The 21069-nt window shown below is 27.4% G+C and carries 17 protein-coding genes and 1 tRNA gene; 15 read left to right on the forward strand and 3 right to left on the reverse strand.

Annotated elements, in window-relative coordinates; genetic code table 11:
- Window positions 1-630 precede the first annotated feature (630 nt).
- Window positions 631-3954: an isoleucine--tRNA ligase gene (ileS, locus tag DRF75_RS00605; protein WP_129992484.1), complete on the reverse strand. Its 3324-nt coding sequence runs from the start codon at window positions 3952-3954 to the stop codon at window positions 631-633.
- A 141-nt stretch (window positions 3955-4095) separates the two neighbouring features.
- Here ileS and DRF75_RS00610 point away from each other — a divergent pair, with 141 nt between their 5' ends.
- The 4 genes from DRF75_RS00610 (at window position 4096) to rsmH (ending at window position 6986) form a co-directional block, all read left to right on the forward strand.
- Complete coding sequence (locus tag DRF75_RS00610; RefSeq protein ID WP_045171398.1) at window positions 4096-4539, forward strand: peroxiredoxin; 444 nt, start codon at window positions 4096-4098, stop codon at window positions 4537-4539.
- A 14-nt stretch (window positions 4540-4553) separates the two neighbouring features.
- A complete protein-coding gene (locus DRF75_RS00615) occupies window positions 4554-5273 on the forward strand; it encodes a 16S rRNA (uracil(1498)-N(3))-methyltransferase (protein ID WP_045171397.1) in 720 nt (239 codons plus the stop codon).
- Between the two features lie 4 nt (window positions 5274-5277).
- Window positions 5278-5799: a 5-formyltetrahydrofolate cyclo-ligase gene (locus DRF75_RS00620; RefSeq protein WP_045171396.1), complete on the forward strand. Its 522-nt coding sequence runs from the start codon at window positions 5278-5280 to the stop codon at window positions 5797-5799.
- Between the two features lie 290 nt (window positions 5800-6089).
- Window positions 6090-6986 carry a 16S rRNA (cytosine(1402)-N(4))-methyltransferase RsmH gene (gene rsmH, locus DRF75_RS00625; RefSeq protein WP_045171395.1) on the forward strand — a complete coding sequence of 299 codons (897 nt, stop codon included), beginning with the start codon at window positions 6090-6092 and terminating at the stop codon, window positions 6984-6986.
- A 588-nt stretch (window positions 6987-7574) separates the two neighbouring features.
- Here the strand turns inward: rsmH and obgE are convergent.
- Both obgE and eno read right to left on the reverse strand, forming a co-directional pair.
- Window positions 7575-8597, reverse strand: coding sequence for a GTPase ObgE (gene obgE, locus DRF75_RS00630; protein ID WP_045171394.1), 1023 nt, complete (start codon window positions 8595-8597; stop codon window positions 7575-7577).
- Window positions 8594-9859 carry a phosphopyruvate hydratase gene (gene eno, locus DRF75_RS00635; protein WP_129992485.1) on the reverse strand — a complete coding sequence of 422 codons (1266 nt, stop codon included), beginning with the start codon at window positions 9857-9859 and terminating at the stop codon, window positions 8594-8596. The genes obgE and eno overlap by 4 nt, the downstream gene beginning before the upstream one ends.
- 189 nt (window positions 9860-10048) lie before the next feature.
- Here eno and rplU point away from each other — a divergent pair, with 189 nt between their 5' ends.
- The 11 genes from rplU to DRF75_RS00690 all read left to right on the forward strand — a co-directional run bounded on the left by rplU (window position 10049) and on the right by DRF75_RS00690 (window position 20510).
- Window positions 10049-10357 carry a 50S ribosomal protein L21 gene (gene rplU / locus DRF75_RS00640; RefSeq protein WP_045171392.1) on the forward strand — a complete coding sequence of 103 codons (309 nt, stop codon included), beginning with the start codon at window positions 10049-10051 and terminating at the stop codon, window positions 10355-10357.
- A 5-nt stretch (window positions 10358-10362) separates the two neighbouring features.
- A complete protein-coding gene (gene rpmA, locus DRF75_RS00645; protein WP_045171391.1) occupies window positions 10363-10629 on the forward strand; it encodes a 50S ribosomal protein L27 in 267 nt (88 codons plus the stop codon).
- A 15-nt stretch (window positions 10630-10644) separates the two neighbouring features.
- Window positions 10645-10721 (forward strand) — tRNA-Ile (locus DRF75_RS00650).
- Between the two features lie 149 nt (window positions 10722-10870).
- On the forward strand, window positions 10871-12148 hold the full coding sequence (gene nuoF / locus DRF75_RS00655; RefSeq protein WP_045171390.1) for an NADH-quinone oxidoreductase subunit NuoF: 1278 nt from the start codon (window positions 10871-10873) through the stop codon (window positions 12146-12148).
- Window positions 12149-12492: 344 nt separating this feature from the next.
- Window positions 12493-13095: a hypothetical protein gene (locus tag DRF75_RS00660; RefSeq protein ID WP_045171389.1), complete on the forward strand. Its 603-nt coding sequence runs from the start codon at window positions 12493-12495 to the stop codon at window positions 13093-13095.
- Between the two features lie 1608 nt (window positions 13096-14703).
- Entirely contained in the window at window positions 14704-15300 is a 597-nt protein-coding gene (locus tag DRF75_RS00665) for a hypothetical protein (protein WP_129992486.1), read from the forward strand.
- Window positions 15301-16226: 926 nt separating this feature from the next.
- Window positions 16227-16835, forward strand: coding sequence for a hypothetical protein (locus tag DRF75_RS00670; RefSeq protein ID WP_045171386.1), 609 nt, complete (start codon window positions 16227-16229; stop codon window positions 16833-16835).
- A gap of 148 nt (window positions 16836-16983) precedes the next feature.
- Window positions 16984-17595, forward strand: a complete 612-nt coding sequence (locus tag DRF75_RS00675) for an alpha/beta hydrolase family protein (RefSeq protein WP_129992487.1) — start codon at window positions 16984-16986, stop codon at window positions 17593-17595.
- A gap of 791 nt (window positions 17596-18386) precedes the next feature.
- Window positions 18387-18995, forward strand: a complete 609-nt coding sequence (locus DRF75_RS00680; protein WP_045171383.1) for a hypothetical protein — start codon at window positions 18387-18389, stop codon at window positions 18993-18995.
- 154 nt (window positions 18996-19149) lie between these two features.
- Window positions 19150-19413 (forward strand): hypothetical protein, encoded by a 264-nt coding sequence (locus DRF75_RS00685; protein WP_129992488.1) that lies wholly within the window; start codon window positions 19150-19152, stop codon window positions 19411-19413.
- Window positions 19414-19898: 485 nt separating this feature from the next.
- Window positions 19899-20510, forward strand: coding sequence for a hypothetical protein (locus DRF75_RS00690; RefSeq protein ID WP_045171381.1), 612 nt, complete (start codon window positions 19899-19901; stop codon window positions 20508-20510).
- Window positions 20511-21069: the final 559 nt, after the last annotated feature.

Raw genomic sequence — 21069 nt, forward strand, 5'->3', positions numbered from 1 at the left:
CGTAAATGAATTATTAGAAATCTAATATAAATGCTTAGTCTGATGTATCTGCTGTTGAAAAAGCTGTGCCTTTAGGTGTATTGTCATCACATATTGAACAATTTGTAGAATGAAGTGAGAGTTTAGCTCTCTGGTGTTGCTAAGAAGAGTGTTACAACATCAGAATAGTAATAAAATATTATAGTGATGATGACATTGTCTATAGTGTGTAGTAAACAGAAAATATTTCTTCTATCAGTATCAAGTGGGGTATATGATCATAGTAATTATAAACATCGTAGCGAGGTCTTTGTGTGGTATACCTGTTGTTCTGTACGGTGTGCTGTTTTAGGTATTATAGAAATTACCTAATAAGCCAGTTGTAGAAAAAAGTATAGTTTGATGTATGAGTTACTAAAAAAGTGTAGTGGTATCAGAACAAAATACTAATGATTGTTATGAAAAGATTAATATATTGCATTCAAAAAAATAAAATATTTTTAAAGCTGTGATTAGCAATTTTATTATCGGTATCTGAGTAATGTATTTAAATATATATTAACTATTATGAAAATTTTAGTTTGTTAAAATTGTAAATAAAATTCTTAAATTGTATTTTAGATGAATTTTAGTTTATAAATGTAATATGTTTTAAATATGCGATTTTTTTAGAAATACGGATACTTCTTTGTCTTTCATTGTAGTTTTGTAATACTCGTTGATGTTCTTAATGTCTAAAATTTCTTCATGTATAGAGAATGATATAGATAAAGTTTGTTGAATTATGTATTGAGACCATATTTTAATAGAATCTTTCACTATATTATCTTTAGTGTGTATAACGACATCTATTTTATCAGAAATGTTAAGTTTATTATCTTTTCTAGAATGTTGTATTATTCTTATTATGTCTCTTGCGATACCTTCCATTATTAACTCATTAGAGAGTTCATGATCTAGTAATACTACGCCAAGTAGATGTTGATCTAAGTTGATAGTACAGGCAAAATCATTGTGGACTTTGAGAGTTAAAGTGTATTCATTATGATTTATGATATAATGTTCTGCTTCTATTGTGCCAAGTAACAGTTTGTTATTTTCTAGTATTTTCCATTGATCATTTTTTAATAAAGATATTAAACGTTTAACTTTGTCTGGTATTCTTTTGCCAAGTTCTGGAAAACTTAATTTTAGTTGAAATGATGCTATGTCAGATATATCAGATTTGAATGATATACTTTTTACATTTATTTCTTCTAATAAAATGTTTTGATATTCTACTGGTAAATTTAGTAAATCTGGGCAATTATGACTGTATATTACTATTTTATTAAGAGGTTGTCTAATTCTAATATTATGAGTACTCCTAATGGATAATACATAATTACATATACACGTTACTAATTTCATGTATTGAACATTTTGTTTATCTTCATTGTTTAATATGAAGTTACTTATGTTTGGTAGTGATGATAAATGTACAGATTCTTCCTTTTGAAAGTTTAATCTTTGCCAAATTGCTTCAGTGATGATAGGTAAAAATGGTGCAGAAACTTTTATCATATAGTATATAACAGTATATAGTGTGTTATAAGCTTCTTGCTTATCTTGTGTTATTTCTGATGACCAAAATCTGCTTCTACATCTTCTTATATACCAGTTATTTAATGTTTCAAAAAATTTAGTAATGTTATTACATGCTAATTTTATATTGTATCCAAAATTATTAGAACATTGATCTAGTTCTTCCATAGCGTTAAATATGGAATGTATTGTACTGATACATTCACATATTATGTATCTATCCATAATGTTAGTTAATCCGTTGAGATCTGTAATTATTTCTGCTTTTATATGGTCTATATTAGCATATATAGTAAAAAAGTTGTAGCTATTCCATATTGGTTTTATTACATTACGTAGTACATCTTTTATCATGACTCCTTCTTTATCTAATAGCAAATCTCCACCGTATAATACAGTATGAGATAGCATTAGAAATCGCATGGCATCAGAACCATATTGATTGAATATTTCCATTGGATCAGCATAATTATTAAGTCTTTTTGATAATTTTTGTCCTTGTGTATCTAATACTACGCCGTGACATATACAGTTTATGAATGGTGGTTTATTGAATAATGCTGTGGATAATATGAATAATGTATAAAACCATCCTCTAGTTTGTGCTATATATTCAGTGATAAAATCTGCTGGAAAATAATTTTCAAAAAACTCTTTATTTTCAAATGGATAGTGAAGTTGTGCGTATGGCATTGATCCAGATTCAAACCAGCAATCAAATACGTCATTGACACGTCTCATCATTGATTTTCCAGTTGGATCATCTGGATTAGGACGTACTAAATTATCAATATATGGACGATGTAAGTCATTGAGAGATGATATATCAAAATCTTCCTCTAATGCCTTAACATTGTCAAATACTTTTCTTATTGATCCATATACGTCGATTCTTGGATAGTTAGGATTATCTGATTTCCATACTGGTAAAGGGGTACCCCAAAATCTGTTACGTGATATTGCCCAATCTTTAGCATTTTCTAGCCATTTGCCGAATTGTCCATTACGAATATGATTAGGTATCCAATTTACTGTTTTGTTAATCTCTATCATTTTATCTTTTATTTTTGTAACCTCGACATACCAAGACGACATTGCTCTGTATATCAGTGGAGTATCTGTGCGCCAACAATGTGGATAGTTATGTAAATGTTCATCTGTCTTAAAACAAAGGTTTTTTTGTTTTAAGATGTTAATGATTTGATCGTTTGTGTCAAATACGTGCATGTTTTTAAAATCTGATATCTTGTCAGTAAACTTTGCTCCGTCATCTATTGGACAAATAATTGATAATAAATTAGATGTATCTCCATCAATATGTGGAATATCTTGCATTTTACATAATATGAAATCATCTTCTCCGAATCCTGGTGCAATATGCACTATGCCAGTACCTTCTCCCTCTACTACAAAGTCTGCTGTTAAAATTTTAAATGCATTCTTTACATCAGCAAAGTATTTAAATATAGGTTCATAATACAAACCTTCTAAATTAACATATGAAATATCTTTATTATATAATTGATACTCGATCTTATTTTTTTTGCAATACTCTTGAAAGATTTTTAAATATCCTTGAGCAAAAATAAACATCTCATGGTTAATAATGGCTCCACAGTATTTAATATTTTTACTGATGGCTAAAGCAAGATTACATGGTAGAGTCCATGGAGTAGTAGTCCAAACTAGAATTTTGTAAGTTTTTACATTTTCTGTTGTGATAAACTTTGGATTTTCTAATAATTCAAATGCTAAAGTAACAGTTTTACTGGTTTTTTCTCTATAAGCATTATCCATTCTGGTTTCAAAATTTGATAAAGGTGTTTGGCATGCCCAACTGTATGGTACAATTTTTATAGATTCATATATTAGTCCTTTATTCCATAATTCATGAAATGACCATATTATTGATTCCATAAAAGATGGATTCATTGTTTTATAGTCGTTTTCAAAATCTACCCATCTTGCTTGTCTGTCTACGTATTGTTTCCATTCTTTTGAGAATTTCATTACAGAATTGCGGCAATGATTGTTAAATTTTTCTATACCAAATTTTTCTATTGCTAGCTTTCCTGAAATTCCTAATTCTTTTTCTGACAGCATTTCAGCAGGTAATCCATGACAATCCCATCCAAATCTTCTTTCTACTTTAAATCCAGCCATTGTTTTGTAACGAGCTACAGTATCTTTAATAAATCCAGTTAGTAAATGTCCGTAATGAGGTAACCCATTTGCAAAAGGTGGTCCATCGTAAAAGATAAATCTTTTATTTTCATCTCTGTTATCTACAGATTTTTTAAAAATATTGTTTTCTTTCCAAAACTTTAAAACATTTTCTTCTATTGATGGGAAATCAGGTTCTCCTGTTAATTGTGAATAGTGTTCTGTCATAGTGTTTATTGTCAAACATAGATATTTTACTATACACATATTTATCCAAGCTGCAATCACAGTTGTATAAAATTATGTAAAAATTATTGACTCTTATTAATATTCATAGCATTGTTTTAAAAAATTTACGTTGAGGAGTTTATGACAGTAGAAATAGGAGATGATGCTCCATATTTTAAAAGTCTTGATACCTATAAAGGTGATAAGAATATAATATTGTATTTTTATCCGAAAGATGATACTCCAGGCTGTACTAAAGAAGCACGGGATTTTCAAAATGCAATGGATGATTTTGTTGATTTGAATACTGTTATAATTGGTGTATCCAAAGATAATGAGAAATCTCATGACAATTTTAAGAGAAAGCATAATATACTGTTTGAATTAATATCTGATGAAGGATCGGAATTGTCGAAACAGTATGGTACTTGGGTAGAAAAGAATATGTTTGGAAAATCTTATATGGGTATAGAACGTTCAACATTTTTAATAGATAAGAATGGCAAAATAAGAAAAATTTGGAGAAATGTAAAAGTAAATGGACATGTTGATAACGTTCTTGAGATAATAAGGGAAATAATGTAATTCTCTAATTAATAATGAAAAAAAGAAGTCTGAATATTAGATTATATGTAACTTGTACTCTTAATAAATCTTCTGTTGTAACATTGGATAAGCTTGCTTCTCACTATGTATGCAATGTAATGCGAGCTGCAAATTTAGATGAGATCAAGCTATTTAATGGTAAGGATGGTGAATGGATTGGTGAAATATTTGAAGTATCTAACAATGCTAAAATTATTGTAAATGAACTAGTTAGAGAGCAAGTTGCAACCAAATGCCTAGTGTTGTGCTTTGCTATTGTCAAAAATACTGCATTACAAAATGTTGTTAGGCAAGCGACGGAAATGGGTGTAACTCTTATGCAGCCTGTTTACACAAAACATATAGCAACTAGTAATATAAATTTAGATAGATGCAGAAAGTGGGCTATTGAAGCTGCTGAACAATGTGAAAGACTTGATATACCAGATATTTTATCTCCTATTAGTTTTGTTGATTTAAGAAAATTGAAGACTAATGATAACAATTTTATAATTTGTGATGAAACAGGTAAAGGTAATCATCCGTCAAAGATTTTAAAAAATAAAGATAATATTTATATTATCATAGGTCCGGAAGGTGGTTTTTCAAGTGATGAGTTAAATTTTGCATATAGTTTTTGTGATGGTTTATCTTTAGGTACGAGGATACTAAAAGTTGACACAGCAGTTGTTAGTGCATTAGCTTATGTTAATGAGTATTATAATGCAAATTAAATAGATGGTTGATGATATTAAAAGACAAAAAATTGAATTGCGTAAAAAATATAGAAAATTAAGAAAAGAAGTACAAAATAGAAAAGAAGCTTCTGATTCTTTATTAAAGAATTATATTGATTTTATAATAATGGAAAAAGCATCTGTTGTTTCTGGATACATGCCTATAGATGGTGAAATTGATGTCTTACCATTAATGAATTATTTAATAGGACAGAAATGTATAGTAGGAATTCCTGTAGTAAATGAAAATAGTAAAGTATTGTTGTTTTATCAATTAAATACAGCTAATATTGTTGTTCCAAATATATTAATAGTACCACTTATTGCATTTGATAAAAAATTAAATAGATTGGGTTTTGGAGGTGGATATTATGATAATACAATTTCTACATTAAGACCAAATTGTAAAGTTATAGGAGTTGGGTATGATATACAACTATGTGATTTAGTACCTACTGAAAGCCATGATCAAACTTTAGATGCTGTAATTACTGAAAAGAATATTTATGAAAATAAATATTGAAATATTTTTATATTGATTTTGTGTTATGACTTAATCTAAAGTTTTATATATTGTTATTAATATATTGAATTTCAGTTTAATTATTTTTTGGATTCTGTGATTTTACTTCTTGTGCTTAGTGAGTTTATTATTCTTTGTTAGTGTATTGTATCTCTTATGTTTAAATAAGAAATACAAGATAATATAGTCATTAATTAATAATTTAATTGATAGATGGCTAGAATACATGGTAAAAAGTGATCTATTGTGTTAAAAGATTTATAGAATGTAATTTGTGAGAAAAATTAGATATGCATACTCCAGTTTTATTGAAAGAGATGTTAGAAATATTACATCCACAGGATGGAAAAATATATGTTGATGCAACATTTGGAGCAGGAGGATATACTAAAGCAATTTTGAATTTTGCAAACTGTAAGGTTTATGCTATTGATCAGGATAAGCATACTAGTATTTTCTATGAAGAATTGGCTAATAATTTTCCAAATAGAATACATTTTTGGATTAATAAATTTAGTAAAATGAAACAAGTGTTATGTGAGGCTCAACTGGAAAAAGTTGATGGTGTAGTATTTGATATAGGTGTTTCTTCTATGCAATTAGATGATGCTAATCGTGGATTTTCTTTTTCTAAAAATGGTCCTCTTGATATGAGAATGAATACTTCTATGGACAGTATAGATGCATCAGTATTTGTAAATACAGCTTCTGAACAAGACATAGCTAACGTTATATATCAATATAGCGGTGAAAAGTATTCTCGTAAGATCGCAAAAGCTATTATTAATTTCAGAAAAAGAAAAGTAATTAAAACTACAAGTGAACTTGCATCTATAGTTAGATCTGTTATATCACGTAGTAAAAACCATGATATTGACCCTGCAACAAGAACATTTCAGGCAATTAGAATATGGGTTAATAAAGAATTGGAAGAATTGGAACAGGGAATAATATGTGCTGCTGATCTATTGCGTCCAGGTGGTAAAATAATAGTAGTTTCTTTCCATTCTTTGGAAGATAGAATTGTAAAAGTGATATTTAAATCATTATGCAGTGGTAAAATTGCATTGAAATTAAATACAGGATTTCAGCTAATTAATAAAAAAATAATAAGACCAAGCTTTGAAGAAATATTAAATAATCCTAGATCTAGATCTGCAAAATTGAGAGCTATATTAAAGATATAAAATGTTGTTTAATTCTTGATAATTATGTACTTTTATTTATTATTTTGCAGATGTTTTTTGATTTGATAATAGAAGACTTATTTCCTAAAATTAGTAAATTAATAATTAAATATAACTTGAGTGTTTTACAAAAAGTTATTTATGTTTTAGGTGACTTTTTATATTAATATGTTTATTGATAATAAAGGTATGATGAATTTATATTTTGTGATTCAGCTTTTGAATGTTAATTTTTTATAAAATATTTAATATGCTAATTATTTAAAGTAGTTTTGGTAATACGTATTGTAATTATAAATTTTTATTTTTTATTGTAAATTTAGTGAAATATATACATTTTAAATTGATTTAAATATAAAACTTAAAATATTGTTTTTCTCTCTTATTTTTTAAATCTATCTGTATTACTTATTCTAATCTACATCTTTTTTTTTTTTTTTTTTTGGAATTATATTAAAATATTGATAAAATGGTTATTAAAATTTTATATTGATAAATTTAATTTAATTAATAATTATTTTTATTAAAAAATAAAATTATTTAATTAATAATAAAAAAATTTATAACAATTTAGGAATAAGAGTGTTGTTATATGTTGAATGGATCGTATATTTTTTGTTGTGTATTGACGTCCTTTTTATGTATTTGTTTAATTAAAGTAGATAAAATAGGGTATCGATTATCTTTTATGGATGATATAAATATCTCTTTTTTAGTATGGCTTGATAGTATTTGCTTTTTTTGATTAATTTCTTTTTTATCTAATAAGTCACTTTTATTTAATACTATGAGCTCTGTTTTATTAGATAATTCTTTATTGTAGAACGATAACTCTTTTCTAATGCATTCATATGAGTCTATTATATTATCTAAAGTACAATCTATAATGTGTAGTAAAATAGAACATCTTTCAATGTGTTTTAAAAACTTATCACCTATACCATGACCTAAATGTGCTCCAGGTATTAATCCTGGTATATCAGCTAGTACTAATTCTGTGTTATCTATAAATGCTACTCCTAAATGTGGTTCCAATGTTGTAAATGGATAGTCAGCAATTTTTGTCTTTGAATTAGTGCATGATGCTAGAAAACTTGATTTTCCTGCATTTGGTAACCCTATGATTCCTACATCTGAAATAATTTTTAATTTTAATATAATGTACTTTTCTTCTCCTTTTTCTCCAAAAGTAAAGTGTCTAGGGGCTCTATTGGTAGATGTTTTATAATTAGCGTTACCTGTTCCACCTTTACCTCCATATGCTGCTGTAAATTTTTGATTTTCCTCATTGAGATCAATAATTAATATATCATCTTCGTCATATAATTGAGTTCCTATAGGAACTTTTATCATAACATCTTTACCAGATGATCCAGATTTCTTTTTACTAGAGCCTGGATTTCCATTTTCTGCTTTTATATGTTGTTTATACTTAAAGTATAATAATGTATTAATATGATGACTTGTATAGAAAATAATATTACCACCATTTCCACCATTGCCACCATCAGGTCCACCAAATTCAATGAATTTTTCACGACGAAAGCTGCTACAACCATCTCCACCGTTTCCTGCTTTCAAATAGATTTTTGCTTCATCAATAAAGCTCATAATGCTCCATAGTAGATTGCTGAAATACCCAATAATTTCTCTATATACAATAGCTCATTATATTTTGCTAGACGTTCAGACCTGGATAAAGAACCAGTTTTAATTTGCCCACAATTTGCTGCAACAGCTATATGAGAAATAGTAGTATCTTCTGTTTCACCTGATCTGTGAGATATTATTGTATTATAATTATTTTTTTGGGCAAGCCTTATGGCATTGAAAGTTTCCGTTAATGTTCCGATTTGATTTGGTTTTATTAGTACTGCGTTTGCTAAATTATTTTCAATTCCATTTTGAATTAGTTTACAATTTGTTACGAATAGATCATCTCCAACTATTTGTATTTTATTGCCTAATTCTTGTGTTATTAACTTCCAGCCATTTATATCTTCTTCTGCAATTGGATCTTCAAGTGATATAATAGGGTATTGTGAAATTATATTTTTATAATATTCTACCAATTCCTGAGTACTAAATTCATGGTCTGCAAATTTGTATCTCTGGTTTCTATAAAATGTTGATGCAGCAACATCTAATCCTAGTGAGAAATCTTCATACATTTTATATCCTGATTTTTCTATGGCATCTATGATTATTTCAAATACTTCAGTATTAGTTTTGATATTTGGCGCAAATCCTCCTTCATCTCCTACACTTGTATTGTATTGCTTTGATTTAAGAGTTTGTTTTAACTTAAAAAATACTTCGGCTGACATTCTAATTGCATCTTCAAATTTATCAGCTCCATTTGGAATAATCATAAATTCTTGAAAATCTAGGTTATTATCTGCATGCATTCCGCCGTTGATCACATTAATTAGTGGTGTTGGAAGAACTTTTGCATTAATTCCTCCTAAATACTGATATAATGGAATATTTAATGTTGAAGCTGCGGCTTTTGCAATTGCTAATGATACTGCAAGTGTTGAATTTGCTCCGATTCTAGATTTATTATCTGTTCCATCTATTTTAATTAGTGCATTGTCTATTTTTTCTTGATTTAAAGTATTCATTCCTATAATTTGTGGTGCAATTTCCGAATTTATTATATTTACTGCTTTTGTTACGCCATAACCATTATAATAATTTTTATCGTTATCTCGTAATTCTACTGCTTCAAACTTTCCTACTGAAGCTCCTGAAGGTACACAAGCTTTTGCTTTTATGTTGTTTGACAATGTTATTTCTGCTTCAATAGTAGGATATCCTCTGCTATCTAAAATTTGTCTAGCCAGTATTTTATTGATTATTATATTGGACACAGTATTACCTTTTTATTTTTGATAGTACATTAAAAAATTTCAGAAGAAATAGTAATGGTTTTCATGTAAAATGTAAATTTATTCTCAGTATTGACTAATTAAAAAGAGTAACAATGTTATTGACATATTATATTATATTGAGCAGAATTACTGAAAATAATAATTGATTTAAACGTTAAGAGATATGTTATGTTTGCTGTTGTTGAAACCGGTGGAAAACAATATAAGGTAAAAGAGCAAGATGTTATAAAGATAGAAAAATTGAATGCTTCTGTAGGTGAAGAGGTTACTTTAAGTAATGTAATTGCGTTAACTAATGCGGATAACAATATTGTTTTTACACAGAATGCAACTGTTACAGCGTCAGTTCTTGAGCAGTGTAGGAATGATAAAATAATGATTTTTAAGAAAAGACGTCGTAAAAATTATAGAAGAAAAAATGGTCATAGACAGTACATGACTGTTTTGCGTGTTATTAAAATTAATAATATGGAGTAAAATTTATGGCTACGAAAAAATCTGGTGGTAGCTCCGGTAACGGTCGGGACTCGAGAGGTAGAAGGTTAGGTGTAAAGAAATTTGGAAGTGAAAGAGTTATTCCTGGTAACATTATTGTACGTCAAAGAGGAACAAAGTATCATCCTGGTAAGAATGTTGGAATTGGTAAAGATCATACTATCTTTTCTAAAATATCAGGTTTTGTGCACTTTAGGAAAGGTGTATTTAATAAAACATTTGTTGATGTGCTAGAAGTTAGCTCTGTTTCTTAAGTATAGCTTTTTTTAGGGTTTGTAGCTCAGGTGGTTAGAGCGCACGCCTGATAAGCGTGAGGTCGGAAGTTCAACTCTTCCCAAGCCCACCATTTAATAATATTTTTCTAATAGATGTGTTTTTTATTTTTAGGAATTATATAATTTTTTTAGTGTAACCATGGTAATATGTTTATTATGTGTTATTGTTAGTTCATTTAATGCGTGTAATTTTGTTTAATTTCTTGTTATGTAAAGGTTTATGTTAAAAGATAGTGATAAGGTATTTACTAATCTTTATGGCCAACAGTCTCCGTTTTTAAAATCTGCAAAGAATAGAGGTGTTTGGAGTAATATTTTAGAAATATTAAATCTAGGTCCTGAACATATTATTCAAGAAATAAAAAAATCTGGATTGCGTGGTAGAGGTGGCGCAGGGTTTTCTACAGGATTAAAGTGGAGCTTTATGCCAAAAACTAGAAAAGATGGACAACCAGCGTATTTAGTAATTAATGCAGATGAATCTGAACCTGGTACATGTAAAGATCGTGATATACTAAGGTATGATCCTCATAGGCTTATTGAGGGGATATTAATAGCTGGTTTTGCAATGAATGTAACTACAGCTTATATTTATATTCGTGGTGAATTTTATAATGAATATTTAGTATTATCTAAGGCTTTAGATGAAGCATATAGAGCTAAGTTAATAGGAAAAAATGCTTGTGGTTCTGGGTATGATTTAGATATTTTTATTCATAGAGGTGCGGGAGCGTATATTTGTGGTGAGGAAACTGCTCAGCTTGAGTCACTGGAAGGTAGAAAGGGTATGCCAAGATTAAAACCTCCTTTTCCAGCAGCAATAGGATTGTATGGTTGTCCTACTACTATTAATAATGTTGAAACTATTGCTACTGTTAGTGAAATTATGAGAAGAGGCAGTGATTGGTTTGCATCGCTCGGAAAGGAAAATAATACTGGGACTAAGATTTTTTGTATATCAGGACATGTGAATAATCCGTGTAATGTAGAAGAAGAATTAGGAATTCCGATGAAGGAACTTATAGAAAAATATGCCGGTGGTGTCCGTGGAGGGTGGTCTAACTTATTAGCAGTAATACCTGGTGGTTCATCGGTACCAATGCTTCCAAAATCTATTTGTGATACTGTAACTATGGATTTTGACTCTTTAAGAGCTGTACAGTCAGGCTTAGGTACAGCTGGGTTAATAGTGATGGATAAGTCAACAGATTTGATAGCAGCTATAGAGAGACTATCACATTTTTATATGCATGAATCTTGTGGGCAGTGTACACCTTGTAGAGAAGGTACTGGGTGGATGTGGAGAATTATGCAAAAGATGGTGAAGGGTGATGCCACATCTGAAAGCATTGATTTATTATTAAATGTTACTCATCAAATAGAAGGGCATACTATATGTGCTCTTGGTGATGCTGCAGCATGGCCTATACAAGGCTTAATTAGACATTTTAGAGATGTAATTGAAGATAGAATAAAAAATTATAATAAAGTAGATTAAATTAGTATTCAATCTAATAATAGTTCTTTTTTAACTTGCTTATTGTATTAATAAAGTAATTATTATAGTTCACCAATTACTAACTATCATTATATATTGAAAAACTAATGTTATGTGGCTTATGTATTAATTTGTCTTTACATTTATTTTTTGAATGGTTTCAGTTTAGTGTTAGTACACTTAATCATATCAGTTCTTAATAGATATTGCTTATAAAAATTTCTAATTTAATTTTTACTTAAATTTATAATTATATATAAATTAATATATTAATAATTTAGTGTTTACGTTTATTAATAAATTTTATATTATTCACTTATGAACTCTCATTTTATAAAATTTATATGAACTTAACATTATTAGTACTTAAAGATAACAGGCCTGTATTACTGCCTACGTGGAAATGTAAATACCATAGGGAATTAAAGAGATATTCTGTACCAGATGATGTAGTGGATGATAGATTAGGTGTTCCTAATGATGAAAATTTTGAGAATCCGTATCGTGAAGTTCATACTTTATATGGAGTAGTATTTAAAAAATATAATCTAGTGACTAGTGTAAGTTTGCAAGAGAATATAATGTTTTTGTTTGGTAAAAATCCAGTATCAGGTTGTGATGCATTTTTTGTTTTTAGGCTTCAGAAGAATTTGCTTGATGGAATTTTACAGTATGGTTTGGAGTTAGATAATCATATGATATTAGGTTCTGGAATTATAAATAAAAGAGATATATCTTATGAAAAGTATACTAGAGATCTGTTTGAATTTGTGAAAACGCGTATGGCTATGATTTCTTTTTCTAGGCAAAGTACTCGTACTCACATGTTGAATTTTTTTAATGATCGTGGAGAATTATTTGATACAATGTATCAAAATACAGTAGTGTGCGATACAAAGATCAACTCTATAACTAATGACAAATATGATATTATTAGATTTGATTAAGAATTGTTCTGTATTTCTCATTAGTAACTGTGATTTCTATTATTGTAAATAAGAATATGAAAATTATAATTCTTTAGTTAAAAATGTTGATAGAATATTGTTAACTTATTAAATAAATATGAGAAGATAGCTGATTAATATTTCTCAATTGATTAAAATTAATGTGGATTTAATGTTATGATTACTTAATGCATGTAAGCCCACATTTTGTTTCTACAAGTTAATGTATTATTAGAAAAGATGAACATGGTCAAATAGAAGGCTGTATTACATATCATTCTATAAATTAGAAATTTAGATTTTCCTACCTATCAAGGTCATTATGCTTATTATCATATTTTGTATTTATCGAAATTTACGAAGTGTGTTTTAATAACCTGTGTAAAATTACCTATAGACTGATATTTTTATTTGGTAAAAGTAAAATATTCAATAGAAATATCTGTTTTTATGAGATTTCCTAAGGAATCAGTGAATGTTTTGTCAAAAAAATATACATTATTGTATGGTAACTTGTCAATAGTAGGTGTAATTTATGATGAAATTAGTATATAGTATCAAAGCGTTCTAAGGATTTGTTTAATATATTGAAAAGTACTATTAAAATCAATTTCTATCTGGAAGTTAATCATAATTTTGTATTGAGTTTTATTTGATTCAGTATGTAATTTATTAGATAGTATAATATGAATCAAGTAATTGGTAAGAATATGTATATTAGGATCTTTCACTAAGAACTATGCATATAGACAATCATATTTCTTATTTATTGAAACTAACTGAAAATAATATGTATTGTTGATTGATTTAATAAAATTATTGTAATAGTTAATAAATGTGTAAGATAAAATAGATTTGATGTTATTAATACTTAGTTGCAGTAAGTTATGATTAATTTTCTATGATTAATGCATGCTTGAGTAGCTATAATATTGTACCAGGAAAGTATAACAAATTTGAAAATTATATATTCTTCACACTGAAAATACTTATGTTAATCATCATGTTCTGTGTGTATCGCAGTTTACATATTAGCTGATATGAAATTATTAGTGGATTTAATTTTTTGTGCGATCAAATAAAATGTCAGATTGTGGTGTGTTTATTATTCATTAAATGAAAAAAACTAGTTATATAAGCTTTCAGAAACTGTTTAATATTAAAATTACTTACTTATGAAATGTAGATTTGCGTAGGCTATTATATGAGGAATCTAAGGAGAATTTATTTAGAATTATTAAAGTAGTTCTGCTATTTTAAGGGACTACATTCATATACTAGGTTGTTTTTAATTTATAAAGTAAAGTATTTTCAAATTATATAAATATATTTTTAAGTTATACAAAAGTGATTAAAAGCATTAAAAATGGATGTTATATCAGAATATAAGTGAATTTTTAAGTATTGAAGTTAACTGGCTGTATTTATTATTATGTATTTGTTCTTAAATAAATTAATCTACTTATTACTAATGTTATATTTAATGTGTGAGATACATTTCTGGTGTAAAAAACAATTAAAATATTTTTAATAAATAATAATTAATTTGATTTTATTAATTAATATATTATATAATATATTATGTTTTATTAAATAATTAATATTGTTATGGATTTAAGATTGTTATTACTTGAGTGTGGGTCACCTGTTTTATTACCTACAGGTGCATGTATATATAGTACTGAGTTAGGTATGTATTATACACCTGATGTGAATATGAATACTAAATTAGTACTTACTCCTCATAACAGTAATTATGATAAATTTCGGAAAGTATATGGTGTAAGATTCACACGCTACACTTCAGTACGTAGCATAACTTTAAATCAAGATATGGTGTTTATGTTTGGTAATAATCAAAGATCAGGTGATATCGCATTTTTAGTTATTCGTATGCCCCAATACTTGATGTATCGCGTATCACTTTGTGGGTTAGTATTAGGTAAGAATGATTTGTTAACGTGTGGATGCATTAGTGAAATACGAGAGATGATATCATATGAAGATTATACTTTAATGTTATTTGACAAATTTAAAAAGCATATGACAATAAATCTTTTTACACCAAATCCACGTACTCAAGTATTAGATTTTTATAGTGATGATGGTAGGTTATTTTATATATGGCATCTTAATACTGTGCTACATGATGTTAAGATAGACAAAACTACTGATAGAGAAATATATGTTATGAAATTTCAATAGGTTTATAGTGATGAGCATATAATTCACTAATCTTTATAGTGCACTTGTTATATAATAAGTTTTTTATTAGGAATTTTGTAAGTATGTTATTATAAATTTTGTTAATTGTAAATTGACAGAGCAAGGTATTTATTGATGAATATGTTAGTAGATTGAGAATTATTAATTCTTTAATATAGTAATATAATTTTATTGCTTACAAATAATGTGTAATGTTAAAACGTGTGAAGTTAAGATTGTGGAAAGTTATATTACACAAATGCTTGTGCTGATTGGTGTTTAGTTTGTCATTAGTAATAACTCTGATTATGGTAGCTACTATATAATTTATTTTTGCACACATTACAATGTGTATGTTGATATGTAGTGTTAATTAATTTCATATGTCATGTTTTTGTTTTGTTATCATAAAATGTTAAATGAAGATGTGTTCTTGATTTTTTAAATAGTTAGTTGTTCAAAATACATGGCTTATTATGTATGATGTAATATTGAATAATAATTTGCTAGTAAGGTGTAAAATTTCTAATAAACTGTTGGTGATGAAGCATGAAAATGTCATATTATTAACTGTTAAAGTTATTAGTAGTAATGTTGAAATAGTTTTTCCTATGTAATATAATTTTACTTATATGTTGAATTCTTTTTATATAAAGGATGTAATATTTTAACAGATTGTATAAATTTACAATGTTATTGAATTAGATAATATTACATTATGTTACTCATAAAAATGTAAACATTACATCAATTATTGTACATTATGGCTAACAACATTATTTCATTTGTGTTTACTATTGCCAGTTGATATATCAATACTCTATAGAATATACTAAGTACTAATAAAGTATTTAGTGATATATTTTTAATGAGCTTATCAATGTAATATGCTAATATGATTGTAGCAGTTAATAATATATAATAAAGTGGATTTAACATTACTGTTACTTAACAATGGTAAGCCATTTTTAATTCCTACAAATAAATGTCATATTAAAAAGAATGCGGATGGTCAGGTACAGAGCTGTACTACAGATGATCCTAGTCTAAATTCTAATTTAGGTGCTCCTGATCCTCAAAGTCCTTATGCTGATTATCATACTCTGTATTTATCTAGATTTACAAAATATGCTTTAATAACTAGTGTAAGATTCCCTGTAGATATGGTGTTTTTATTTGGTAAAAGTGAAGTATCAGATCAGGTTACTTTTCTGTTTATTAAGATTCCTAAGGAATCAGTCCGTACACTATCAGAACATGGTACATTATTAGATGGTAGCTTTTTAGTTGGAGGTGGAATTGCTAATCAGAATTTTAATGATATACCATATCAACGTCATGTTAAGGATTTATTTCAAGTACTGAAAAATAGGATTAGAGTAAATTTTAGTACGCAAGTTTGTAATAATTATGTATTGAGCTTTTTTGATGCAGAAGGTAACTTATTTGATACAGAATATGTAAATACAAAATTGGAGGATACAATTCTGGAACCATCAACTGGTGATACGCTATATATTAAAACTCTCCAATAAGCAGTGTTGATTTAACACTAACTGTATGTCTTATTGATGGAATTATAAGAATGTTTGTAGGAAATAGCAGTAATATACTGTTGTTTGAGTTGAGAGAATATTGTATATTAAAATAGTTGTGATAATTAATAATATTGTTTAAGATAAAATGGATTTAACATTGCTGATATTTGGTGATGGTAAGATATTGCTACACCCTACAAATCAATGCGGCATTAAAAGAAACTCAGATGGTAAAATAACAAGTTATCTTTTAAGTGATAGTAGTCTAAATTCTCAATTAGGACATCCTAGTGCTCAGAGTTCTTATCGTAATTTTCATTCTATGTTTTTATCAAGATTTACAGAATATGTAATAGTAAACAGTACAGGATTAGAACAAGATATTATTTTTTTATTTGGTAGAAGCGAAGTATTGGGTGGTAGAAATGTCTTTATTCTTGCAAAAACTGCAAAGGACTCAATTCGTAACTTAGTGTCGGATGGTATCACATTAGATGATAGCATGTTGATTGGAGGTGGAACTACTAGTCAAAGTTTTGAGTCATTGCCGTATCAACAATATTCTAAGCAATTATTTACACAGATGAAACACCTGATTAAAGTGTATTGTAATGAACCAGGTAACCGTAACTGTATATTGAATTTTACTGATTCAGATGGTGAATGGTTTTACACTGAGTATGCAACTACAATGTTGCATAGTGTAGAGGTGAATCAGTTAGGTAATGATGAAAAATATGTTAAGACTATTCACTAATCATTATTATATGGCTGACCATATTGCTTTCAAATTATTTTCTATTTAGACATTGTAATGTATTTGTTATTAATTGATTTTATAAATTGTAATATGTTGAAATCATTATAATAGTTAATGGATATACAAATGGATTTGATATTATTAATACTTAATGATAATAGACTATGTTTATTTCCTAAAAGTGAATGTAGTATTAAAGGAAGTGCAAAATTGTAGTATCACTGATGCTTTAAAAGCTCGATTGAGACCTACTAATCATCAAGATCTTTACTGGTTTTCATACTCTGTTTTTATCATTATTTGTAAAGCGTGTACTAGTAGGTTTTGATACAGGTTTACTTTTTTTGTTTGTTAGAAGTCAGATATTTAATAATAACAAGGCATTTGTTTTTACAAAAGTCAATAAGAATTTGGTGTGTGTACTCTTGTATTACGTAGATAATAGCATGTTAATTGGATGTGGGGTTGCTACTCATAAATTGTGATGCACAAGTTGATAGTATTAATTATATATTGAATTTATCGATATGCAATGTCAATGGTCTAACAACGAATATGTAAAAAATTGTACTGTATAATAGTAAGTCAAGGAAATTGACAGTGTATCTTAAGCTCTAGGTTAATATATAACTACTTGCAGATTATGTACTATTGGCAATTGTAGCGTATTTATTATCGATTTTCTATGAAATTATGCTGAATTTTTACTTAAAACCTTAATTATATTATATTAATCTTTAATTAATGTTGTAAAATAATTGTATAGATTATGAATATAATAAAATAGAATGGATTTAATATTACTATTGCTTACTGATGGTAAGCCATGTTTAGTGCCTACGAATCAGTGTCGTATTAAAAGGGATGGAGATGGTAGAATAAAGCATGCTAGTATGGTTGATCGGTCTCTCAACTTTAGACTAGGGCCTCCTAATTCTCAAAGTCCTTATGCTAGTTTTCATACTTTGTTTTTATCGCGATTTATGAGATACGTTATATCAACTTCTGAACATTTACCTGCTGATATATTGTTTTTATTTGGTAAAAGTGATTTATTAAATAAGAAAGTCTGTATGGTATTAAAAATTCCGAAATGCTCACTGCGTGATTTTTCAGAGATGGGTAGTATATTGGATAATAAATTTTTAGTTGGGCATGGAATGCAAGATATGAGTTTTGATGATACTAAATATCGAGACCACGCTATAAATTTGTTTAATGGTATGAAAGATAGGATCAAGATAAATTCTCAAGTGCCAGGGGACCGTAATCATATATTGAGTTTTTATGATTCAGAGGGTAGTTTATATCATACAGAGTATGTAACTTCGAAAGTGCAAGGTACAATAGTGAATCCAGTCACTAATAGTACAACTTATACTAAGATAATGAATTGATAGCTTTGTATTACTGTAGATCTAGTATTTTTATTGTATAAAAAATAATTGTGATTTTTGAGCAGTATTGTTCTTAGTTATTTTTATCAGTTCAGTTGTAACTTTTTATATAATGTAAAAAATGTATCTAAGATTGTTATTACTTGAGTAAGGGTTGCATGTTTTATTACCTACAAATTCATGTCACTATAACAGAAGATTGAAAAGATGTCTTACGAATGATGATCAAATGAATCTCAGGTTAACAAAGCCTAATGCACAAGGTGTTTATAGTAGTTTTCATTATTTGTATGGAGTAAGATTTCAGAATTATTCTCTTGTAACTAGTACAAGCTTTGAAAAAGATTTACTTTTTTTATTTGGTAAAAATGAGTCAGGTAGTATTTTATCTTTAGTTTTACGGATTTCTAAAAATTGAGTACGTTACATTACCGATAAATGTCTATTATTAACTCAAAATGTGCTGTTAACATTTGAATATATGAATGATAGTTTATTAAAAGAAGAAAATACTATGCAAATATTTGATGTTATTCGAAATCATATAATTATAGTATTAAATACTCCATCTGTTCGTACTCATATGCTAAATTTTTTTTAATGATAAGTGTGCGTTGTTTAATACTGTATACGTGAATACAATATTAAGTGATTAAAAGAAGATCCTACTACTCGCCAGCCAATCTATCTTGTAAAATTTCAATAATTTGATGTATATTTTACTGATGTTATGACTAACTATGTATAGATATTACTATATATTTATTATTCATTATAAGACTTTTCCTAATAATATAGCAATTATCATGAATTTTTAAAGAAAAATTAATATATATTTTCATTAATTTTATCAGTTGCAATATAATAGAAATAGTGTGTTATATATAGAAAAATTAGAATAATATGCGTCTAATCCTATTGTTTGCAGATGGTATACCAATTTTGGTGCCTGAGGATATTTGTATTTATGATAAATCGCTAGGAAGATACTATACGCAAAACCAGGAATTAAATAGCAGACTTATTGTGCCTAACTCTCAGGCTTTAGACCCTATATATAGGGATTATTGTCGTTTATATCAAGGAAAATTTGATAAATATTGCATTGTAAGCAGCCCAAGCTTTGATTCAGAATTATATTTTTTGTATGGTACTACTAGACAAAAACAGAAAATAGTTGTGATTTTTATATATCCAAGTTGTTCATTAAATAAGTTGGGTAGAGAAGGTGTATTATTAGATAGAAGTGCTATTATAAGCTGTGGAACAATTAATCCTATACCAGAACAAGATGTCAATGAAGTTTCAATAGAGGGTCACACTATTAATTTATTTCATATGTTTAAGCATTGTATAAATATTAATTGTAAACAGGGAATTCCGCGTGGGTATCTTTTTAATTTTTTTAATATGCAAGGTGATATATTTAATTATGCATATATGAATTCTATATTAAGTGAAATTAAAGTTAATCACATTACAGGTGATGTTTCATATATTATGCAGATTAATTAGCGTAGTTGCATATTGGTTATAAAGGTCAATATTTTTAATTATAGTAGTAAGAATTAAATTAGCATATTAAGTATTGTAGAAGCATATATGGAAAACTATAAGCATTAATGTTATGATGTTTTTTGCATAGCTACTTTATTGCCTAAAAAAATGCGTACATATGATTAAGTTTATGACTTTGCTAAAGTGCGTGAATGTTTTAATGGCAGTGTACTACATAAAGTGGGATTTAGTAAAAATTATATTATAAGTGAGAGCATTTTGAAAACAGTAATCTATTGCTTATTTAGTAATATTAGAAATGTATGAAAAATATATATCTTTTTTTATTACATATATAAATTCAGATTGATTAGTACAATGTTGAATGCTGATATCATGCGTAAAAATTAGTATAAATTAGATAGTAGAAAAGAGCGTTTGATGTGTTTAAAAATGAGATAAAATTTTTCAAAAAAAAAAAAAAAAAAAAAAAAAAAAAAAAAAAAAAAAAAAAAATTTTTTTTTTTTTTTAAAAAATAAAAAAAAAAATTTAAAATATTTTTTTTTAAAATAATTT

The organism is Ehrlichia minasensis, assembly GCF_004181775.1.
In the GTDB taxonomy this organism is placed as follows: domain Bacteria; phylum Pseudomonadota; class Alphaproteobacteria; order Rickettsiales; family Anaplasmataceae; genus Ehrlichia; species Ehrlichia minasensis.